The following is a 20,258-nucleotide window of genomic DNA, read 5'->3' on the forward strand; positions in this document are numbered from 1 at the left end:
GTCATCGACAAGCGCACGAGGCCGGGGAAACACTTGCGGCCATGACCACCGAGAACAAGAGCATCGTCGGACGTGCGTTGGCGGGGCTTGTCGACACCGGCGACGTCGACACGCTCGCCTCGTACCTGAGCGAGGACTTCACCCATCACCGGTCGGATTCGACGACCTCGACCAGGGCGCAGTGGCTCGCCGCGGTTCGCGCCGCACTGGGCCCGACCGCCGGCATGCGGGTCGACATCCTGCACCTGCTGGCCGACGGTGACCACGTCGTGGTGCACTCACGACGCCGACTCCCCGACGGAGGGCCGGAGATCGTGGTGGTCGACGTGCTGCGGATCGCCGACGGACTCATAGCGCAGGTGTGGGAAGTCATCGAACCGGCAGGCCAGGCGGCCGCCAACGGCGCGTGGTGGAACGCGGGTGTCTAGATCGGGAAGCGACCGTGGCGCCAGTGCCAGTGGCCACCGGCCCGCAGGTGGTCGATGATCGCGCGCTGGAGCGCAGTGCGGCGTGGCAGTTCGTCGAGCGGCGTGGTCAGGGTCCGGAACCCGAACCGCAGCACCTCGATGTCGGCGTCCGGCCCCGCGGACTCGTCGTAGGGCTCCAGCTCGAACCGGCGCTGGAACCGCACGATGTTGGAGTCCTCGGGAAGGTAGTCGCGCAGCTGCGGGTCGAGCAGCCACGAGGCACAGGAGAACGCTGTGTAGCGCTCGTCGGGGAAGTGCCGGGGAAAGAACGCGCGGGCCTCGTCGAGGGACGCCTCGATCGCCTCCGGGGTCAACGGCCCCGACTCGGGGACGTGCAGGCCGATGGCGCCGTCACCGCGCTGGTGTTGCAGCCGACCCAGCTCGTAGACGCTGCCGCGCGAGTGCAGCGTCAGCCAGCTCTGCATGATCGGCCAACCCTCGCCGCGCATCCGTCGGTCGACAGCGAGGTTGCGGCCCAGGTCAGCAAGGGTCACCCAGGTCACGGCATCGGGGACGCCGTGGTCGCTGTGGTAACCGCGCACCACGTCGACCAGGGCCAGGTACGCGTACACGTAGAGGTGCCGCCAGGCGGGCCCTCGCTCTCGCGGCAGCTCCGGGCCGGGCGACAGCCAGTCGTAGCCGGCGAGGTCGGCGCGGACCAGGGCGATCGAACGGTCGAGCAGCCAGCGCAGCTCCGGAGTCCAGTGCGGAGAGTCGGGGTCGGGCCAGCCCGCCATGATTTCGGCGGCGTCGTCCGGCCGCACGGCGAGCCGGTCGAGGATGGCGGGCGCGTCGGCAGCGGCTGGCAACGGAGCTGACGGCCGGTCACCGGCGAGCCGGTGCACGCGGTCGACCTCCTCGACGGGCACTGCGAGCCGGGCGGCGATATCGTCCAGATCCACGCCGACGACCCTACCGGCGAGCGCGCAACTCAGGAGTCCGCCGGCACTCCGGCGTCGAGCTGCCCGATCATCGGCGCGAGGAGGTCGTTGAGCTCGCGGGCCACCACCGCCACTGCCCGGCGCGCCGCTGCGGCGACCTCGTCGTCCGGACCGTCGGGCGTCGGCGGCAGGTCGTCGAGCGGGACCGGCGCCTCCACCTGCAGCAGCGCGCGCAGGTGCGGGCGGCGCGTCCGGTCCTCCTCGGTGGGCGTGGTGAACTGGCCGAACAACCGGGGCCAGTCCTGCCAACCACGGTCGCGCTGCCACTGCTTGGTCCAGGTCAGCTCGGCCGGCCAGCGCGAGGCCACCGTCACCGCGCAGACCAGGCTGCCGTCCCACGGGCTGCGCGCGCAGGTCGCCGAGATGATCCGTCGGTGCCAGCGGACGAAGCCCGGCGACAGCTCGGCGGCCAGCCGCCAGGCGGTCACCGCGAACGCGACGGGCGCGAAGTCACCCCAGGTGTCGCCGAACTCGTCGATCCGACGAAACACCTCGGCCTCGTACCGGCCGCGCCCGTCGGTGCCGTGCTCACGGTCGAACTGCTCGTCCAGCCAGAAGGCGCGCGGTTCCGGCATCCTCAACCCCGTTTCACAGCGATGGTGTTGCGTACCTCGAACCTATGCGAACGTCGGGGTTGCGGACGTCATCCTCGCCCGTTGTCAACCTGCGCTCCGGCGAGGTGACGGCAACCCACTCAGCCGACGAGGACGCAGAAGGGATGCCCGGCCAGGTCGGCGTACACGCGCAGCGGCTCGTCCGGGTCGTCGATCCGGTCGTACAACAGCCGGCCGCCGAGGCGCAGCACGCGCTCATGCTGGACCAGCAACTCCTCGACGGACTCCACGGTCAGGTCCAGGTGCAGCTGCTGGGGCACTGTGTTCGTCGGCCAGGTAGCCTCCGGCAAATGCTCCACCTGCTGAAACGCCATCTGGGGTCCACCACCGGGTGACCGCAGCACCAGCCAGTCACTGCCGCGTTCGTCGGCCTGGCCGGCCGCTGGCGGTTCGTCACCGGGCCGGTAGACGAAGCCCAGTAGTTGTCGATAGAACTCCGCCAACGCCCTCGCATCGGTGCAGTCGAGCACCACCGAACACAGCTTGGGCACGCTCTCCTGGTCGACCACGCTCGATCACCTCCGGGTGCCATTCTGGTCGAATCGCGGCGCAGCCGCTTGACAAAGGCCTGCCTCCAGAGTGGACGATGCACCGTGCGCATTCTTGTGGTGGGTGGCAGCGGCCTGATCGGCGCTCACGTCGTGGACGTTCTCCGGGGGCGTGGCCACGTCGCGACCACCGTGGCGCGTACCGCCCAGCCCGGCGTCGACCATCTGCTCGATGTCGGGTCGGCCTCGATCGAGCAACTGCGGCCGTTGCTCGCCGGCCACGACGGCGTCGTCTACGCCACCCGCACCGACGAGCAGCGGCCGCTGCCCAAGCCGATCTATGCCGAGTTCCGCAGTGACAACGTCGACCCGGTGGTACGCCTGTTCACCGCCGCCCGTCTCGAAGGTCTCACCCGGGGCGTCGTGATGGGCTCCTACTACACCTACTTCGACCGGCTCCACCCGCAGTGGCGCCTCGCCGAACGGCACACGTACATCAGGTGCCGCCTGGAGCAGGCCCGCGAGGGGCGGGCAGCAGCCGGCGACGGCCTGCCGGTTGCCGTACTCGAACTGCCCTTCGTCTTCGGTCGGGCCGGCGACCGACTGCCCAACTGGGCCGGTCCGCTGGACCGGTGGGCCCGCTCGCGTACCCCGCTGCTCGCCCCGACCGGCGGCAGCGCCGCCGCCTCCGCCCACAGCGTGGCCGAGGTCGCTGTCGACGCCCTGGAGCAGGCCAGCGGCGCGGACCTCCCGGTCGCCGACGAGAACCTCAGCTGGCACGACATGATCGCCCGCATCGCTGACGCGGTGGGCCGACCCCGCCGGGTCCGTCGCCTGCCGTCCGGCGCCGCGAAGGCCGCCCTGCGACTGGGCGGCGCGCTACAGTCCCTCGGCCGCAAGGAGTCGGGCATCAACCCCACCTACCTCGCCGACCTGCTGCTCGCCGACCTGTTCATCGAACCGACGAGCGGCCGGCCGCTGGACCCGGCGCTGCGCGAAACCTTCCCCGCTGCCTAGCAGCCTGGCCTTCGCTGCGACGGTCGGGCCAGATATGCGCTCTTGACGTCGGGTGAAAACCCGCAGGCCCGGTAGAAGGCGTGCGTCGCAGGCGTGCGCGAACCCGTCATCAGCATCGCCTTGTAGCAGCCCGCATCCCAGGCGGCCTGGAGTGTGCCGGCCATGATCAGCCGGCCCAGGCCGGTGCCGCGCCGCGACTCCTCGACGACGACGTTCTCGATGACCGCGTACGGCGACGCCGACCGGGTGAGGTTCGGGATCACGTTGAGGTACGTCGTGGCGACGACGACTCCATCCACGTCGAGGACGAAGAGATGCAGCGCCGGCGAGCCCAGGATCTGCTGGAAGGCCGCGACGTCAGATCCGTCGTGCAGCACCGGATCGTCGGGGTTCAGTTGCCGGTAGAGGCCGATGATCTGCTCGAAGTCGTCCGACCGGGCCGCACGGAACATGGCGGAAGCCTAACCAACAGTGGCCGAAATCGGGGCCTCGCACTCGGCGCATGACCCCATGTGCGGCGCTAGCCGTAGACACCCTGCTGGTCAGTCGATTCAAGGTTAGTTGCAGATCTGCTGCATGGCCGCCCGGCACATTTGCGGTCACGGCCCCGATGAACAGTACCGACACGGGGGGATCCGGGCGACGCGCGGCCCGGATCAGAGGTTCGTCTCGCTCGCGAGGAGTCGGGCGCTGGATGGCCCGCTGCGGAGCGGTTCGTCACGGGTCGCACTGTTCCGGGGATGTCGACCGAGTGATCCGGGGAGGGGGTGATTGACATGCAGAAGTCGAGCAGCACGCTCAACCGACTCGGCTCGGAGAAGCGGGCCGAACCGATGATCAAGTCCGTGGGTTGCGGCATTTGCTGGGCCAGCGGCTGGGCGCCGTTCGTCGCGGCGTGCTTGGGGCCGCCGCCGTACTCGCAGGCCATGTGACCGATTCCGACCGACCGTCCGGAGCGGGCGTGACGCCCGCTCCGGACGGCCGGGGCCGCACCTCTCCAGACGACGAAATCCCGCCGGTCCAGACCAACACGGTGCCGACGCAGCCGCCAAGCCGACGGCCGGCCAATCCCGAGGGAACCCCTTATGACAACCGCGCTTTCCCACGCCTCCGGTGACTCGGTCGCCGGCACCGCTGACCCACCATCGCCTGACTGGGGCATCCACCTGCAACCCGTCGGTGGACTGTTGGTGGACCGCAACAGCCTGAACTACGTACGACTGTCCAGCGAGGCGCTGGAGATCGCCCTTCAACTGGCACGGACGCGCAGTGTGTCCCGCACCGCCCGGATCCGGGCCGGCACCTCCCGCCGTGACCCGGACGAGGTTCAGGCGGAGATGGTCGAGGCACTGAGCGGGTCGTGGTTGACCTCCTCCTGGCTCAACGGGGCGCTCGACCAGCCCCTGCGGGTGTCTGGCTCGACCGACGCGTACCTGCCGCTGCTGGCGTCGCTCCAACTCACCAACCGGTGCAACCTCAGCTGTTCGTTCTGTTACGCGAGCTCCGGAGCCGCCCTGCCCGGCGAGTTGACCGCCGACGACTGGGTCAAGGTGCTGGAGCGGCTGGCCCAGTCCGGCATCGCGGCCGTGACCCTCACTGGTGGTGAGCCGACCATCGCCCGGGACTTTCGCCGCACCCTGGCGACCGCCAGCGCGCTGGTCGACCACGTCGACATCTTCACCAACGGCCTGCACTGGTCCGACGAACTGGTCGCGATGGCGGCCGCCTGCGGCAACATCCGGGCCCAGATCAGCATCGACGGACGCGCCGAACGGCACGATCTCATCCGGGGCCGGGCCGGGGCCTACAACGAGTCACTGCACACGATGCGACGCCTAACCGCAGCAGGGATACCCGTGATCGTCGCGATGACGGTGACCCCCGCGAACTACCGGGACGTCGCCGCCGTCGTCTCCGACGTGGACAGCGCCGGCGCCCGACTGTTCCGGGCAGGTCGGGTGGTACCGGTGGGCAGGGGCGACCAGGACGGGTTCGGACTGACACCGGATCAGGTCGCGGATGTGATCCGGCAGTTCCAGGAGACACGCCACCTCAACCTCGAGGCGCTGGGCTGGGACCAGTGCGTGGATCTCGGTGAGCAGTTGGCGCCGATCGGGCTGCCCGTCGAGTTCCTCACCCCCGGCTACCTGAGTTGGCACGTCCGCGCCGACGGCCAGGTGACCCCGTGCCAGATCGAGGCGGAGTCCCTCGGTCGGATCCTCACCGAGCCACTCGAGCTGATCGGGGAACCTGGTCGGCTGGCCGCCGTCCGGTCCACTGCCCGCGGTTGCCGCTGTATCCAGCGGCTGAATCCCACCGAAGACGTCGACCTGCCGTTCGGTCTGACGCCGGGGCCGTCGATCCGTGGGGACGCGGCGACCAGCGGCTGCTGCGGTACGGCGCGCTGCGGCTCGGGGTGCGGTCATGACTGAGAGTGTCGTTCTGGCCGTTATCGGACTGCTGTTCGGTGCGCTCTTCATCGTCCTACGGACCCGGGCGTACCCCACCGAGCCGATGCCCCCGGTGATGGACGCCGCTGCCGCAACGGTTCAGGCCGCGGCGACGGTACGGCGCCTCTGCGGTCTCGACACCACGGGCTGGCGCTCCTTCGCCGTCCTGCACTTCGATGGCATCGTCGACCGGCTGCACCACCTCGGGCTCGTCGGCCGGCAACGGGAGTTCCTCAACGGGTGGGGTCTACAGGGCTCCTGGCGGGTCCGCTTCATTGGCGCCGACGGCAGCGTCCTGGTCGGACTCTCACCCCGGGGCGAGGTGGTGCTCTTCGAACTCGCCGGTGATCTGCGCGGTCGAGTGGTCGACCGTGTCGTACCTGTTCGCGCCCGTGACGCCGCGACCGACGACGGCGCGGATCGGGCCGCCGACGTCGGGCCGGCGTCGGACACTGGCGACGACACGGGGCTGCGACAGCGGCTGGGGGTCCGCGACGGGGTCTGGGCCGGGGCGGAGCCGGTGGGCGCCGGGTACTGGACCCGTGAGGATGAGTCGACCGAGCGTACCCGCCGGTTCCGGGCGACCAGTCCGGACGTCCGGATCGAGTTCGAGGTGGAGTCACTCGGCGCGACAGTGCTGCGCGTCGACTCCCTGGTGGAGTTGACCAACGAGCAGGTACCGGCACTCGAGCGGGCCGAGCAGCGGGAAGTCCTCGCCGGCGCGGGGGCGCTGCTCGGCTCGGTGCTGGCACTGGTCGGCGGGGTGGCCCTCCTCGCGTTCGCCGGTGGTACCGCGCAGGCGTCGTTGGCCGCACTGTTGGCGGTGCCGGTCCTGCTGGCGGTCCTCTTCGGTGAAGGCGACCGGTTCCGGTACACAGCGGTGCACGGTTACGAGGGGACGCAGTCCTGGGCCGCCTTCAGGGCGATCAACGCGCTCACGTCGGCGGTGACGGCGGTGACCATGAGTGCCGTGGTGGTGGTCGCCGCCCTGGCCGGATCGCTGGTCGCCCAGCGGGTCGGGATTCCCACAACCTCGAATCTCGGTCGGCAACTGATCTGGGGCGCCTGCCTGGCAGCGATCTGGCTGGGACTCGCCGCGGCCGGGTACGCGCTCCTGCGTCGGACGGGACTCGCCCGGGTGTCTCCGAACCCGGACCGGCGCTCGTTGCGTACGGTCGGAATGGACCTGCCCCACGTGCTCTCGCTGACCGCGCAGAGTTCGATCGGCGAGGAGGCGGTCTTCCGGCTTCTCGCGGTGCCGGTCGTCCTCTGGCTGACCGGTCAGCCGTTGCTCGCCGCCCTGGTCGCCGCGCTGCTGTGGGCCGGTACGCACAGCGGCAGCATGGTCCGTCCGCGGTGGATCCGATTCGCCGAACTGACCCTCATCGGCGTGTCATTGGGGCTCGTGGCCATCGAGATCGGGATCGTTGCCGCCCTGGTCGCGCACGCACTCTACAACCTCGTCGTGCTCAGCGCGCCGCTGCTCGGCGTCGACTCCGGCCGGCGGCGGGTCAGCGAGGAGGCGCCGGCCGAGGCTCGGCGAGTATCGGCGACATCCGCCGCCTGAGGTTCCGGACGCGCCGCCCGCGCCCGCCCTGTCCATTCGTCAAACCCAGGGAGTCCCACAGTGCGTACCGATATCCGCCGTAACCCTCTGGAGGCCGGCCCGGTGCCTCCGACAGATCCCGTCGCGGTGCCGTTGCGTGAGCTGCTCGGCCTGCTCCGCCCACAACGGCCGGTACTGCTGGTGGCGGCCGTCCTCGGCATCGTGTCGGCCGGTCTCGCCCTGGTCCAGCCGCTGCTGGCCATGCGCACGATCAACGCGATGCTGCTCGGCCAACCGGTCACGTCACTCGCGATCTGGTTGGTCCTCCTCTTCCTCGCCGCCGCGGCGATCTCGGGTGTGCAGAGTTTCCTGTTGCAACGCGGCGGCGAGGCGCTGGTGCTACGGCTGCGACTCGGTCTGACCGACCGGCTGCTGCGGCTGCCGATGCGGGAGTACGACCAACTCCGCACCGGTGACCTCCTGTCCCGGGTCGGCACCGACACCACCCTGCTACGGGCAGTGGTGGCCAACGGGATCGTCAACGCGGTCATCGGCGTGGCGTCACTGGCAGGTGCGGTAGCGCTGATGCTCTGGCTCGACTGGTTCCTGTTCGTCTTCGCGGTCGCGTCGGTGGCCCTGGGCGGGTCGATTCTCGCGTTCGTGATGATCGGGATCAGGCGCTGGTCGGAACACGCGCAGGGGCGAATCGGTCTGCTTCTCGCCGATCTCGAGCGTGCCCTGGCGGCGATGCGGACGGTTCGCGCCGCCAGGGCCGAGGATCGCGAGGCCGAACGGATCGGTGGACGAGCCCGGGAGGCGTATGACGCGGGCATCCGGGTGGCTCGGCTGGACGCGATGATCGTTCCGGCCGTGTCCCTGAGCGCCAACGGCTCATTCCTTCTCGTACTCGGTCTCGGTGGTGCTCGCGTCGCCTCCGGCCACCTGGACATCGGCCAGTTCGTCGCCTTCCTCCTGTACGTGTCGTTCCTGCTCGTCCCGTTGGTCGCCGTCTTCGCCGGGGGAAGCGCCGTGCAGAAGGGGATGGCTGCTCTGCAACGCATCCACGAGACCATGGGGCTCGACCTTGAGCAGACCGCCGACGTCGAGCGGGACGGTGCCGACGACGGGAACGGGCCGCCCGCTTCGATTGCCGGACCAGAGACGCCGGCCCTGGAACTGCGCGATGTCCACTTCTCCTACGGTCCGGGCCGGGAGGTGCTGCGGGGGGTGTCGTTCGACGTCGCGCGGCATACCAGTGTGGCTCTCGTTGGTACGTCCGGTGCGGGCAAGACCACCATCTTCGCCCTGGTCGAGCGCTTCTACGAGGCGTCCCGGGGAACGATCCTGCTTGACGGCCGGGACATCGCGTCGATGCCGGTCGACGAACTGCGGTCGACGGTCGGGTATGTCCAGCAGGAGTGCCCGCTGCTCGCCGGCACCCTCCGTGACAATCTCACGTACGCCCACCCCGATGCCGACGAGGATGAGCTCGCCGAAGTGCTCCGGGTGACCAACCTCGACGAAGTGGTGGACCGACTGCCTGACGGGCTCGACACCCAGGTGGGCGAGCACGGCAGCATGCTCTCCGGTGGGGAACGCCAGCGGGTGTCGATCGCTCGCGCGTTGCTGCCCCGACCTCGGTTGCTGCTGCTCGATGAGCCGACCGCGCATCTGGACGCGGCCAACGAGGCAGGGTTGGCGGAGTTGGTGCGGAACATCTCGCGTTCATGCAGCGTGCTGATGATCGCGCACCGGAGTTCGACGATTCGGGCCGCCGACCGGGTCGTGGTGCTCGCCGACGGAAAGGTGACCGCGACCGGTACCTCCGACCGGCTGCCAGCCGGGCCCGGCATACCGACCGAACTGTTGCCCGAACAACGAAGAGAAGCCGTTCCCGTGGATTGACCTGGCTGTCTGCTCAGCGAGGTTTGGTCAACGCAGTCGGGTCGGCTGGCAGCCTCGCGAAGCCAGCCGACCGCGGGCGAGCATCGGCAGGCACGCCCTGACTCGCGGCGAGCTTGTCGCGGACCTGTTCGACCTCCGGATGCCCGATCGCTGTGAGGATTTCCAGGGCGCGCAGCCAGCAGAGGTTGGCCGCCTCCGGGTGGCCGAGGGCCTGCTGGGTGTCACCCAGGTGCCGTAGGGCCTCCGCCTCGTTGTAGCGGTGTCCCAGTTCCCGGTTGAGTTTCAGCGCCCGGCGGTAACAGCGGGCCGCCCGCTGGTAGTGACCGAGATGGTGATGGGCATAGCCGAGCGTGTCCCAACTGTTCGCCTCGCCGGTCCGGTCCCCGAGCTGACGTTGCAGGACGACAGCTTGCTGGCAGTAGCGGATCGTCTCCTGGTATTCCCCGAGCATTGCGTGATCCCAACCGAGCGCGTTGAGAGCGCGGGCCGCGCCTGCCTGATGCCCGTTGTCGCGGAACAGTCTCAGCGCGTGCCGGTCATGGCGCAACGCTGCCGCCTGATCGCCTTCCTTGTCGCTGACCCAGCTCAATGTCAACAGCGCGTGCGCCTGGCCGACCCGGTCGGCAAGTTCGTCCAACAACATCAGTGCGCGTTCCAGGTGAGCCCGGGCCAACTCGAGCCGGCCCGTCTCCGAGTAGGCGGGAACGATGTCCTGGTGCGCCTGGGCCTGCGCCGCCCGGTCACCATTGCGCTCGGCGACAGCCAACGCGCGGTTCTGCACGGCGATGAGGTCCTCCCAGTGGCCCCGGCGGCTCAGGAAGGTGGTCAGTGCCCCGGCGAGCTGCCAGACGTACCGGTCGAGCCCGTGCCTGGCGGCCAGCTCGACCACCTGCCTGAGCACGGCGTACTCCTCGGCGAACCAGGACAACGCCTGGGCGTTGTCCGCTGGCTCCTCCGGCTGAACGCCCACCTGGACCGGCGGCGGCTCGCTCGGATTCCGCAGCGGGGACAGCCGCCGGTCGGCGTACTGAGCGCTGTGGAGGTAGTGCTCCACGATCCGGTGCAGGGCGTCGCGGTGTACCTCCGCAGGCTCCGACTCGACCAGTTCCGCCGCGTAAGCCCGCAGCAGGTCGTGGCAGGTGTACCTACCCGGCGCCCACTCCACCAGAAGCTGCGCCCGGTTCAGCTCAGCGAGGATGCCACGTACCTGCCGTTCCGGCACGGCGGCGAGGCTGGCGGCAGCCCGTACCGAGGTGTCCGGCCCGGGGTGCAGCCCAAGCAGGCGGAACAGCCGCGCCGCCGGCTCGCCGAGCGCGCGGTACGACCAGGAGAACACCGACCGTAGGTCGGTGGCCGGGTCCCCACTGCCTGAGAAGCCGTCAAGGCCGCCCTGCAGTTCGGCCAATTCCCGGCCGAGCGCGGCGAGCGGAAACTCGGGCTGGGTCGCCGCGCGGGCCGCCACGATCGCCAGCGCCAGCGGCAACCCGGAACACCGCTCGACGATGTCGTCCACCGGCTGCGGTTCGGACTCCACCCGGTCGCCGCTGAGTCGACGTGCCAGCAGCTCCCGGGCGTCAGCGGTACTGAGGAGGTCGAGCGTGACCGGGTGGGCGCCCTCGACCGCCACCAAGCCGGACAACTGCTGTCGGCTGGTCACCACCACCACGCAGCCCGCGACACCGGGCAGCAACGGACGGACCTGCTCGGCGTCGCGGGCGTTGTCGAGCACGATCAGCATTCGCCGACCGGCGACAAGGCTGCGGTACAACCCGACCTGCGCGTCCAGATCCAGCGGCACCGAATCGGGCGGTACACCGAGGGTGTCGAGGAAGCCGCGTAGCGCTACCGCCGATGGCAGCGCCTCCGCGGTGGGCTCGAAGCCGCGCAGGTTGACAGCCAACTGTCCGTCGGGAAACCGGTCCAGGTTGTCGTGGGCCCACCGCAACGTGAGCCAGGTCTTACCGATCCCACCCATCCCCGCGACAGTCATGATGACGGGCCCGCTCTCGGGCTGGCGGTCCACGGCTTGGGTCAGCGCCGCCAGCTCACGAGCCCGTCCAGCGAAGTGCGCCGGCGGCGGTGGCAGTTGCCGGGGCGGATGAGCCGTGGCCGGCTCCGTAGATGCCCGCACCACGGCCGAGGCGGCGAACTCACGATCGCCGTGGAGGATCCGGAGAAACAGCTCCTGCAGGTCACGCCCCGGGTCGATGCCCAACACGTCGGCCAGGCGTTGCCGGATCTGCTGGTACTGCTCGAGGGCTTCCGCCTGTCGACCGGAGCGGGACAGCGCCAGCATGAGCTGGCCGGCGAGACGCTCGTCCAATGGCTGTTCGGCCAGTTCACGCGACAGCTCGGACAACAACGCCGAATGCCGACCGCGACGCAGGGCGATGTCGGTACGGTCGCGCTCGGCGGCCAGCCGCGCCTGACGCAGAGCGGTACGCAGGGTGTTGAACCAGGGGGTGTCCAGGCGCGCGAACGGGTCACCGCGCCATAGCCCGATCGCCTCGTCGAACTGCCGCAGCGCGTCGTCGTCGTCCACCGCGAGCCGGACGCGGGAGACCAACTCCTGAAAACGGTGCAGATCCACCATCATGGGATCGACCTTGAGCAGGTAACCGCCCTGTTGCCGGACGATGGCGACGTCGTCGGCGCTCCGCAGACAGCGCCGTAACCGGGAGAGGTAACTGTAGAGCGCACCGTGTGCACGTTGCGGCGGCCGGTCCACCCACACCCTGTCGAGCAACTGGTCGACGTGAACGACCTTGTTCGCCTCGACCAGTAGAACTGCCAGCACGCATCGCTGACGGACATGCCCCAGGTCAATCGCATTGCCGTCGATGAAGGCCTCGACATCGCCCAGCAGCCTGAATTGCGCGACCATGAGCCCCCGCTGTTCGCACCTGCTCCCACCAGCAGATTCAAGCTTCCCACAAAGTTTGTTCAAGGGGCGTCCGCTAGGTGACGGGCAGGGTCGTGTGGACCAGATCCGAACGCTCCGAAGATCGCTCCGGTGGCTCGTCCAGACACGGTCCATCCAGGACTTACGAGGGGTCGATCTCGAATGCTGGACAGGCCAAGTCCGTTTCGAAATGCGACCACAAGGTGGGATCACGCCGATGGCCCCGGTGATCACACGTCATCTCATCGACTTGTGCGACAGGCTCAAACGTGTGCGGGCGGTACGAACTGCCGAACTGGACGAATTCGAATGCGACGGATGGACCGGCCAGCAGGGCAAGCATCCGGTCGACCTGACGGATCGGCTGATTAAGCCCGTATTTTCGGAATGCACGTGGCTATGCCGGAGACGCCGCGGTGAAGGGCCGCGAGCCGGATCCGTAGTTAGCTGCGTAGAGTCTCAGGTGAGCTGTTCGGCCAGTCCGACGAGGATGCCCTCGGGGCCGCGGACGTAGCAGAGCCGGTAGGCGTCCTCGTACCGCTCCAACTCCCCCACGAGTTCGGCGCCGTGGCCGCGCAGCCGAGTGATCACGTCCTCGATGTCGTCGACGGCGAACATGATCCGTCGAATGCCCAGCGTGTTCGCCGGCGCGTTCTTCGGTTCCGCGCCGATTGCCGTCGGTCGGTGGAACATCGCCAACTCGACCTTGCCGTGGCCGTCCGGGGTCCGCAGCATCGCGACCTCCTGCCGGACGTCATCGATCCCGATGACACGTTCCACCCACCGCCCCTCGACCGGCCCCTGCCCCTCCAGTTCCATGCCGAGTTCGACGAAGAACGCGATGACCACGTCGAGGTCCTCGACAACGATGAGGACGTTGTCCATCCGCTGGATCGCCATGCTGGATCTCCCTGCTCTGGTGCGGTCACGGTGACCGCATCCTCCCCGAGGACGGACCCGCCCGGCCGTTCTCGACATCTGAACGGAGGGCTCGCTGCCCAAAGACGATGCCTTCCTCCAGCACGTCCTGGTCGGCGTACTCGTGCCGATCAACCTGGGGACTCGGCATTCCAGCTCGTGCCGCTGTCTTGCTACTACTACAAGCTAACGGCCACAACGCGGCTGAGAGGCTGAGCAGATGGAGCTGAAGAACGAGTCGGCGGCAGGGCTCGCCGAGGTGCGCCTGGCTGAATGGCGACGCGTCAACTACCGCGACTGGTGCGCGATGCTCGATGACAAGGACGTACGCCACGCCATCGGCGATGACGGCAAGCGGTACCACGTGGTCAGCCACGCCCTTGATGACGGCGATGGGCGCATCCGCATGTCGGTCGCCGTGGATGACGGGACCCGGTCGGCCTTCGTACCGCTGGTGCGAGACGAGATCATGAATGCGGATGGCACATTCGTCGAGTGACTGCGCTCCGACGTCATTGAGCCTGCCGCTCGACGGGCAGTCGCGCACGGTGCGACAGAGGAAGGTCAGCTGTCTGGTGTTCCAAGCATCAGGGTGAGCCCTTCCTCGGCCGCCAGCACCGCACCGTCGAACTCCACCTGCGCGGCGGCCACCGCGGCTGCCCGGTCGTTGCCGGGCCAGAAATGGGTGAGCATCAGGCGGCGGGCACCCGCGCGGCGAGCCCACACACCGGCCTCGGTGGAGGTCATGAGGTTTCGGGTGGGACGGCTGGCCTCGCCCTCGTAGTCCGTCGCTTCGACGATGAACAGGTCGGCGCCACGGCCCAGTTCGGCCAACGCGGGAGTCGGCCCCGTGTCCCCCGAGTAGGCCACGGCAATTCCGTCGGCCTGAAGCCGGATGCCGGCGTTGGGCACGAAGTGCGGCAGAGACAGCCCGGTGAGGTCGAACGGCCCGACCCGGTAGCTGCCGGGTAGTGGGTGCAGGTCGAAGACCGCGTGCAGGTCGACATCGGGCTCCAGGCCGCCGAGCCGGTCGAGCACGCCGGGCGGGCAGTACAACGGCAGCCGTGGCCCGCCCGGCTGACCGTAGAACCGCATCCTGAACAGACCGTGCAGGTCGACGCAGTGATCCGGGTGCTCGTGGGTGATGACGACGGCGTCCACCGCACCATCGGGCCAGTGCCTGAGCAACCGCGGCAGCGTGGCGTAGCCCAGGTCAAGCACCAAGCGGTAGCCGTCCCAGTCCACAGCGAAGCCGCTACAGGCACGGCCTGGTTCGGGGAAGGCACCGGAACTGCCGAGCACGGTTACCTGTCGCATCCGCACAGCGTGTCATCTGCGCAGGTGGGATGGACACCCGCTGCGATGGGATGGGACCACGTGGGGCCGTGAGAAGGGCGATCACCGCTGCCAGTTGTAGGGCGTCGTCGTCGACACCTTGATCAGACCGTAGCGTTCAAGGATCGGGCGCGAGTACTCGGTCGAGTCGCTGTTGATGAGTGTCTTGCCCATACGGAGTGCCGAGCGGGCCCGCGCCGCCGTCAACGCGCGGTAGATCCCACGGCCGCGCCACTCCGCTCGCGTCGCGCCGCCCCAGATCCCGGCGAAGTCGGTCCCCCGCAGCGGCTCCAGCCGGCCGGCGCTGACGATCCGTCCCTCCGCCTCCGCAACCCACAACTCCATCCCGTCATCGCGGGCCAGGCGGCGCAGGAGGGCGTTCGCCATGTCATCGCTGACCGGGTCCCCAAAGACCTCGTCCTGCATCGCACTCATGGCGCGGACGTCCGCCTCCTCGCTGACCCGACGCAGTGTCACGCCTTCGGGCAGCGAGACGTCAACGGCCAGCAGCCGCGCCTCGCCAATCATGATCGACTCAGGCTCATCCGCAGTGAACCCATTCTCCAGCAACGCCTCGTGCAACCCCGGCGCATGATCGTGCCCACGCGCCTTCCACTTGACCCGCCCGATCTCAGGATCTGCCCGGTAGTGAGCGAGCGCCTCGGGGACGAGCCGACGAATCGTATCGGCGTCCGCCCCACCGAGATCGCGGTAGGTGACAAACCCACGACCACCCGCGAAGGTCACGAGACGCAGTGGCCCGTGTCGGGTGACTGAAACCGCGCTCGGCGTCTCGGCGTCAGTCCGAAGCTGTTCGTCGTAGGCCGCAAGCAGTCGAGCAGAATTGATCATGCCCGTACGCTGCATCAGCGGTGCCCGGAGACGCAACTGGTTATCGAGCCGACCCCACCATCCCGGCCTGACGCACACTCGCGCCGCCGCTCGTGCGCTCGGCCTGTTCGCCGCCGGCCGTCACTGCTGCGGGGAGAGCATCAAGGCCCCGTCGACCGCCTGCACTGCGGGCTTCAACCTCGGGTTGCTGCATCAGCCCCGATCTTGGGAACCCAACGAGGAGGCCATGCCGGCGGCGGCAACATTCCACCACCTACACCAAGGTCGTTTCGTGCACATTCGTAGTACTTGTCGCGGCACTTCTCCATCTCCTGAATTGCCGGCCGCCACTGCTCGGCATCCGTCAACCGCCCTCGCGCGTACCAATCGAGACGGTGGACAGCTTGATGCCAATCACGTGCGGCAGTAACAGTCTCCGGGCTGCCCAATAGCAGCATCGATTCCCACCGCGCTCCACGATCATCCTCCGCAGCGGCCAAGAGCGGGAGCCCTTCTTCCGGGGCCAGGTGGGCCGCGGAGTGGTCGAATCCTCGCGCTGCCGCGATGCGACATGACAGGTAGGCCCACCGCTTGACCGCGCCGCCATACTCGGCATACACCCGCATGCGGCTCTCGTCCCAGCGGACCCGCTGGCTGCGTCGCCATCGTGCTCGCTCTCCTGCGCTGCTAACGAGGTAAGACGCGAGGGCTCCCACAATCACGCCGACTAACGCTGGAAGCTGCTGGACAAGAACAATCATTGACCATCCAAACCTGCCTCGAACCCGCAAGGGCCGACACAAACGGCACATGACGTCTGCCGCCAACGATCGCAGAAGCGCGCAAGGGTGTGCTCGGCCTGCCCCGGTTTGGTGGCAGGCGGGATGGCTCGCGCAACCACCCACGGACCGCAACACGCCGACGGGGTTGTAACCCTCTCGGAGGCCGAGCACCCCCGCCGGAGGCGAGTAACCGCAACCCCGCCACCGGCGGCCGCCAGTTCGCCGACGCGGCCGGCATGCGCTCCCCTACGCCGCGCGGGCTCGTGGCCGCGCGGCCCGGCAGCGGCCTTCCGGACGACCTCAGGTGCAGGTCAGGCCATCTGCGCCAGCTACTTGGCGTTGAAGTAGTTGGCCTCCGGGTGGTGGACCACTATCGCGTCGGTGGCCTGCTCCGGCATGAGCTGGAACTCCTCGGACAGCTCGACCCCGATCCGGTCCGCGCCGAGCAGATCCATGATCTTCGCCCGGTCTTCCAGGTCGGGACAGGCCGGGTAGCCGAACGCGTACCGGCAGCCCCGGTAGTCGTTGTGCAGGATGCCGGCCAGGTCCGCCGGGTCGTCGTGCCCCAGCGGACGACCGTCGGGCAGTGTCATCTCCACGCGGATGCGCTGGTGCCAGTATTCGGCGAGAGCCTCGGTGAGCTGCACGGAGAGCCCGTGCACCTCCAGGTAGTCGCGGTATTCGTTGCGGGCGAACAGCTTCGCCGCGTACTCGCTGACCGGCTGGCCTACGGTGACCAGTTGCAACGCCACCACATCGAGCTGGTCGCCCTGGGGCCTGAAGAAGTCCGCCAGGCAGAGCCGCCGCTCCTGCCGCTGCCGGGGGAACGAGAACCGGGCGCGCTCCGCGTGCCCGTTCTCGTCGAGCACCACCAGGTCATTGCCTTCGGAGTACGCGGGGAAGTAGCCGTACACCACTGCTGCCTCAAGGACCTGGTCGGCGATCAGCCGGTCCAGCCAGTACCGCAGCCGCGGCCGGCCCTCGGTCTCGACCAGTTCCTCGTAGGAGGGTCCGCTGCCGCCCCGGACGCCGCGCAGCCCCCACTGCCCGGAGAAGGTGGCCCGCTCGTCGAGCAGCGCCGCGTAGTCGGCCATCGGCACGCCCTTGACAACCCGGGTGCCGAAGAACGGCGGGGTGGGCACCGCCACGTCGGCGGCCACGTCGGAGCGGACCGAGGAGTCGTGCAGCTCCGGCAACGACGTGGTGACCATTGAGCGCTGCCGTTCCCGGCGGGCCCGCCGGGCTGCGAGAGCCGCCTCCCGCTCGGGGTCGATCACCGGGGCGCCGCCACGCTTGGCGGTCATCACCCGGTCCATCAGGGACAGACCCTCGAACGCGTCCCGCGCGTAGTGCACCTGCCCGGGGAACATCGACCGCAGGTCGTCCTCGACGTACGCGCGGGTCAGTGCCGCCCCACCCAGCAGGACGGGCCAACGCTCCGCTACCCCGCGGGTGGCCATCTCGGCCAGGTTCTCCTTCATGATTACGGTGCTCTTCACCAGCAGCCCGGACATGCCGATCGCGTCGGCGCGGTGCTGTTCGGCGGCGTCCAGGATGGCGCTGATCGGCTGCTTGATGCCGATGTTCACCACCTCGTAGCCGTTGTTGGACAGGATGATGTCGACCAGGTTCTTGCCGATGTCGTGCACGTCGCCGCGGACGGTGGCGAGCACGATGCGGCCCTTGCCGCCGTCCTCAGCGGTCTCCATGTGCGGCTCCAGGTAGGCCACAGCGGTCTTCATCACCTCGGCGGACTGGAGCACGAACGGCAACTGCATCTGGCCGGAGCCGAACAGCTCACCGACCACCTTCATGCCGTCCAGCAGGATGTCGTTGATGATCGACAACGGGGAGCGACCGCCGGCCATCGCCTCGTCCAGGTCGGCCTCCAGGCCGTTGCGCTCACCGTCGATGATCCGCCGCTTGAGCCGCTCGTCCAGCGGCAGCGCCGCCAACTCCTGGGCGCGGCTGGCCCGGGCGCTGGTCACGTCGACGCCCTCGAAGAGCTCCAGGAACCGCTGCACCGGGTCGTACCCCTCGCGACGCCTGTCGTAGACCAGGTCCAGGGCGACCTTCCGCTGCTCGTCGGGGATCTTCGACATCGGCAGGATCTTGCTGGCGTGCACGATCGCCGACGTCAGGCCGGCCTGCACGCACTCGTGCAGGAACACCGAGTTGAGCACCTGCCGGGCCGCCGGGTTGAGCCCGAACGAGATGTTCGAGATGCCCAGTGTGAAGTTGACACCGGGGTAGCGGCGGGAGATCTCCCGGATCGCCTCGATCGTCTCGATGCCGTCGCGGCGGGTCTCCTCCTGGCCGGTGGCGATCGGGAAGGTCAGCGCGTCGATCAGGATGTCGGAGCGGTCCACACCCCACCGACCGGTCAGGTCGTCGATCAACCGCGCCGCGACCCGAACCTTCCACTCCTGGGTACGGGCCTGGCCCTCCTCGTCGATGAGCAGCGCCACCACCGCCGCGCCATGCTCACGGACGATCGGCATCACCCGCGCGTACCGCGACTCGGGGCCGTCGCCGTCCTCGAAGTTCACCGAGTTGACCACACAGCGGCCACCGAGCATCTCCAAGCCGGCCTCCACCACGTTCGGTTCGGTGGAGTCCAGCATGATCGGCAGCGTCGACGCGGTGGCGAACCGACCGGCCAGCTCCCGCATGTCCTGGGTGCCGTCGCGGCCGACGTAGTCGACGCACAGGTCGAGCAGGTGCGAGCCGTCGCGCGCCTGGCTGCGGGCAATCTCCACACAGGCCCGCCAGTCACCGGCGAGCATCGCCTCCCGGAACGCCTTCGAACCGTTGGCGTTGGTCCGCTCCCCCACCATCAGCACCGACGCGTCCTGGGCGAACGGCACCGGGTGGTACACCGAGGAGACGCCCGCCTCGTGCCGGGGCTCGCGGGCCGGGGCGGTGACGCCGTGCAGCCGCTCGGCCAGCACCCGGATGTGCTCCGGGGTGGTGCCGCAGCAGCCACCGACCAGCCCCACTCCGTACTCGGTGATGAACCGCTCCAGGGCCTCGGCCAGTTCCACGGGAGTCAGCGGGAAGTACGCGCCGTCGGCGGTCAGGACCGGCAGGCCGGCGTTCGGCATCACCGACAGCGGGATGCGGGAGTGCTGCGACAGGTAGCGCAGGTGCTCGCTCATCTCGGCCGGGCCGGTCGAGCAGTTGAGCCCGATCAGGTCCACGCCGAGCGGCTCGATAGCGGCGAGGGCCGCACCGATCTCGCTGCCGACCAGCATCGTGCCGGTGGTCTCCACCGCCACGTGACAGATGATCGGCACCGACTGGCCCAGCTCGGCCATCGCCCGCTTCGACCCGACCACCGCAGCCTTGACCTGGAGCAGGTCCTGGCAGGTCTCGATGATCAGCGCGTCCGCGCCGCCGACGATCAGACCCGCGGCGTTCTCCTGATAGGCGTCGCGCAGCGTCGAGTAGGGGGCGTGCCCGAGGGTGGGGAGCTTGGTGCCCGGCCCGATCGAGCCGAGCACGAACCGGGGCCGCTGCGGGGTGCTGGCCGCGTCGGCGGCCTCCCGCGCGATCCTGGCACCCGCCTCGGACAACTCACGGATCCGGTGCGGGATGTCGTACTCGGCGAGGTTGGCGAGGTTGGCCCCGAAGGTGTTGGTCTCCACGCAGTCGGCACCGACTGCCAGGTAGGCGTCGTGCACCCCACGCACCACGTCCGGGCGGGTGACGTTGAGGATCTCGTTGCACCCCTCCAGCCCGTCGAAGTCGTCGAGCGTGAGGTCCGCGGCCTGGAGCATCGTGCCCATCGCGCCGTCGGCGATGAGAATGCGATCAGCCAGCACATCCATCAATGAAGTCCGCACTCATTCAGGTTAGTGCGATTCGGTCGGACTCCACGACCGTCCTCGAGCGATCCCATATTGTGTCACGGGGATCACCATGTCCGGTTCGTTCGGGTATGACGTGCTGCCGGAGCGGCCGACCGGCGCGGCCGACGGGCCGCACCCTCGCCCTGCACGTAGGCTGGCGGACGTGAAGGACAACAGGGACGCCGCCGTGCCACACGGTATGACGACCGGG

Annotated in this window: 16 protein-coding genes; 7 read left to right on the forward strand and 9 right to left on the reverse strand. The window is 69.1% G+C overall.

Going from position 1 to position 20,258, the window contains the following annotated elements; genetic code table 11:
* Window positions 1–41 precede the first annotated feature (41 nt).
* Entirely contained in the window at window positions 42–428 is a 387-nt protein-coding gene (locus AB0K35_RS13655; protein ID WP_357364025.1) for a nuclear transport factor 2 family protein, read from the forward strand.
* On the opposite strand, the gene AB0K35_RS13660 is transcribed toward AB0K35_RS13655, so the two are convergent.
* From AB0K35_RS13660 to AB0K35_RS13670, 3 genes are all read right to left on the reverse strand, one after another.
* Complete coding sequence (locus AB0K35_RS13660; protein WP_363885429.1) at window positions 425–1,369, reverse strand: acyltransferase domain-containing protein; 945 nt, start codon at window positions 1,367–1,369, stop codon at window positions 425–427. The genes AB0K35_RS13655 and AB0K35_RS13660 overlap by 4 nt on opposite strands.
* 29 nt (window positions 1,370–1,398) lie before the next feature.
* Window positions 1,399–1,983: a hypothetical protein gene (locus AB0K35_RS13665; protein WP_363885431.1), complete on the reverse strand. Its 585-nt coding sequence runs from the start codon at window positions 1,981–1,983 to the stop codon at window positions 1,399–1,401.
* A 119-nt stretch (window positions 1,984–2,102) separates the two neighbouring features.
* Window positions 2,103–2,531, reverse strand: a complete 429-nt coding sequence (locus AB0K35_RS13670) for a VOC family protein (protein ID WP_363885433.1) — start codon at window positions 2,529–2,531, stop codon at window positions 2,103–2,105.
* Between the two features lie 84 nt (window positions 2,532–2,615).
* Here AB0K35_RS13670 and AB0K35_RS13675 point away from each other — a divergent pair, with 84 nt between their 5' ends.
* Window positions 2,616–3,527 (forward strand): NAD-dependent epimerase/dehydratase family protein, encoded by a 912-nt coding sequence (locus tag AB0K35_RS13675; protein WP_238672335.1) that lies wholly within the window; start codon window positions 2,616–2,618, stop codon window positions 3,525–3,527.
* Here the strand turns inward: AB0K35_RS13675 and AB0K35_RS13680 are convergent.
* Entirely contained in the window at window positions 3,524–3,979 is a 456-nt protein-coding gene (locus AB0K35_RS13680) for a GNAT family N-acetyltransferase (RefSeq protein WP_363885435.1), read from the reverse strand. The genes AB0K35_RS13675 and AB0K35_RS13680 overlap by 4 nt on opposite strands.
* Window positions 3,980–4,303: 324 nt before the next feature.
* Between AB0K35_RS13680 and AB0K35_RS13685 the strand changes: the two genes are divergently transcribed.
* From AB0K35_RS13685 to AB0K35_RS13700, 4 genes are all read left to right on the forward strand, one after another.
* Window positions 4,304–4,459: a hypothetical protein gene (locus tag AB0K35_RS13685; protein ID WP_238672337.1), complete on the forward strand. Its 156-nt coding sequence runs from the start codon at window positions 4,304–4,306 to the stop codon at window positions 4,457–4,459.
* Window positions 4,460–4,612: 153 nt separating this feature from the next.
* Window positions 4,613–5,959, forward strand: coding sequence for a sporulation killing factor system radical SAM maturase (skfB, locus tag AB0K35_RS13690; RefSeq protein WP_363885437.1), 1,347 nt, complete (start codon window positions 4,613–4,615; stop codon window positions 5,957–5,959).
* On the forward strand, window positions 5,952–7,544 hold the full coding sequence (locus AB0K35_RS13695) for a CPBP family glutamic-type intramembrane protease (RefSeq protein WP_363885439.1): 1,593 nt from the start codon (window positions 5,952–5,954) through the stop codon (window positions 7,542–7,544). The genes skfB and AB0K35_RS13695 overlap by 8 nt, the downstream gene beginning before the upstream one ends.
* A 60-nt stretch (window positions 7,545–7,604) precedes the next feature.
* Window positions 7,605–9,428, forward strand: a complete 1,824-nt coding sequence (locus AB0K35_RS13700; protein ID WP_363885441.1) for an ABC transporter ATP-binding protein — start codon at window positions 7,605–7,607, stop codon at window positions 9,426–9,428.
* 13 nt (window positions 9,429–9,441) lie between these two features.
* On the opposite strand, the gene AB0K35_RS13705 is transcribed toward AB0K35_RS13700, so the two are convergent.
* The gene (locus AB0K35_RS13705; RefSeq protein WP_238672341.1) at window positions 9,442–12,312 is read right to left on the reverse strand and encodes a BTAD domain-containing putative transcriptional regulator; all 2,871 of its coding nucleotides are present in this window, start codon (window positions 12,310–12,312) and stop codon (window positions 9,442–9,444) included.
* 477 nt (window positions 12,313–12,789) lie between these two features.
* The gene (locus tag AB0K35_RS13710) at window positions 12,790–13,230 is read right to left on the reverse strand and encodes a VOC family protein (RefSeq protein ID WP_363885443.1); all 441 of its coding nucleotides are present in this window, start codon (window positions 13,228–13,230) and stop codon (window positions 12,790–12,792) included.
* 238 nt (window positions 13,231–13,468) lie between these two features.
* On the opposite strand from AB0K35_RS13710, the gene AB0K35_RS13715 reads away from it, so the two are divergent.
* Entirely contained in the window at window positions 13,469–13,747 is a 279-nt protein-coding gene (locus tag AB0K35_RS13715) for a hypothetical protein (protein ID WP_357364004.1), read from the forward strand.
* A gap of 65 nt (window positions 13,748–13,812) precedes the next feature.
* Here the strand turns inward: AB0K35_RS13715 and AB0K35_RS13720 are convergent, their stop codons facing one another.
* The 3 genes from AB0K35_RS13720 to metH form a co-directional block, all read right to left on the reverse strand.
* On the reverse strand, window positions 13,813–14,565 hold the full coding sequence (locus AB0K35_RS13720; RefSeq protein WP_238672344.1) for an MBL fold metallo-hydrolase: 753 nt from the start codon (window positions 14,563–14,565) through the stop codon (window positions 13,813–13,815).
* An 81-nt stretch (window positions 14,566–14,646) separates the two neighbouring features.
* Entirely contained in the window at window positions 14,647–15,435 is a 789-nt protein-coding gene (locus AB0K35_RS13725) for a GNAT family N-acetyltransferase (protein ID WP_363885445.1), read from the reverse strand.
* 1,090 nt (window positions 15,436–16,525) lie between these two features.
* The gene (metH, locus tag AB0K35_RS13730) at window positions 16,526–20,041 is read right to left on the reverse strand and encodes a methionine synthase (protein ID WP_363885447.1); all 3,516 of its coding nucleotides are present in this window, start codon (window positions 20,039–20,041) and stop codon (window positions 16,526–16,528) included.
* Between the last annotated feature and the right edge of the window lie 217 nt (window positions 20,042–20,258).

The organism is Micromonospora sp. NPDC053740, assembly GCF_040677775.1.
Classification (GTDB): Bacteria; Actinomycetota; Actinomycetes; order Mycobacteriales; family Micromonosporaceae; genus Micromonospora; species Micromonospora alfalfae.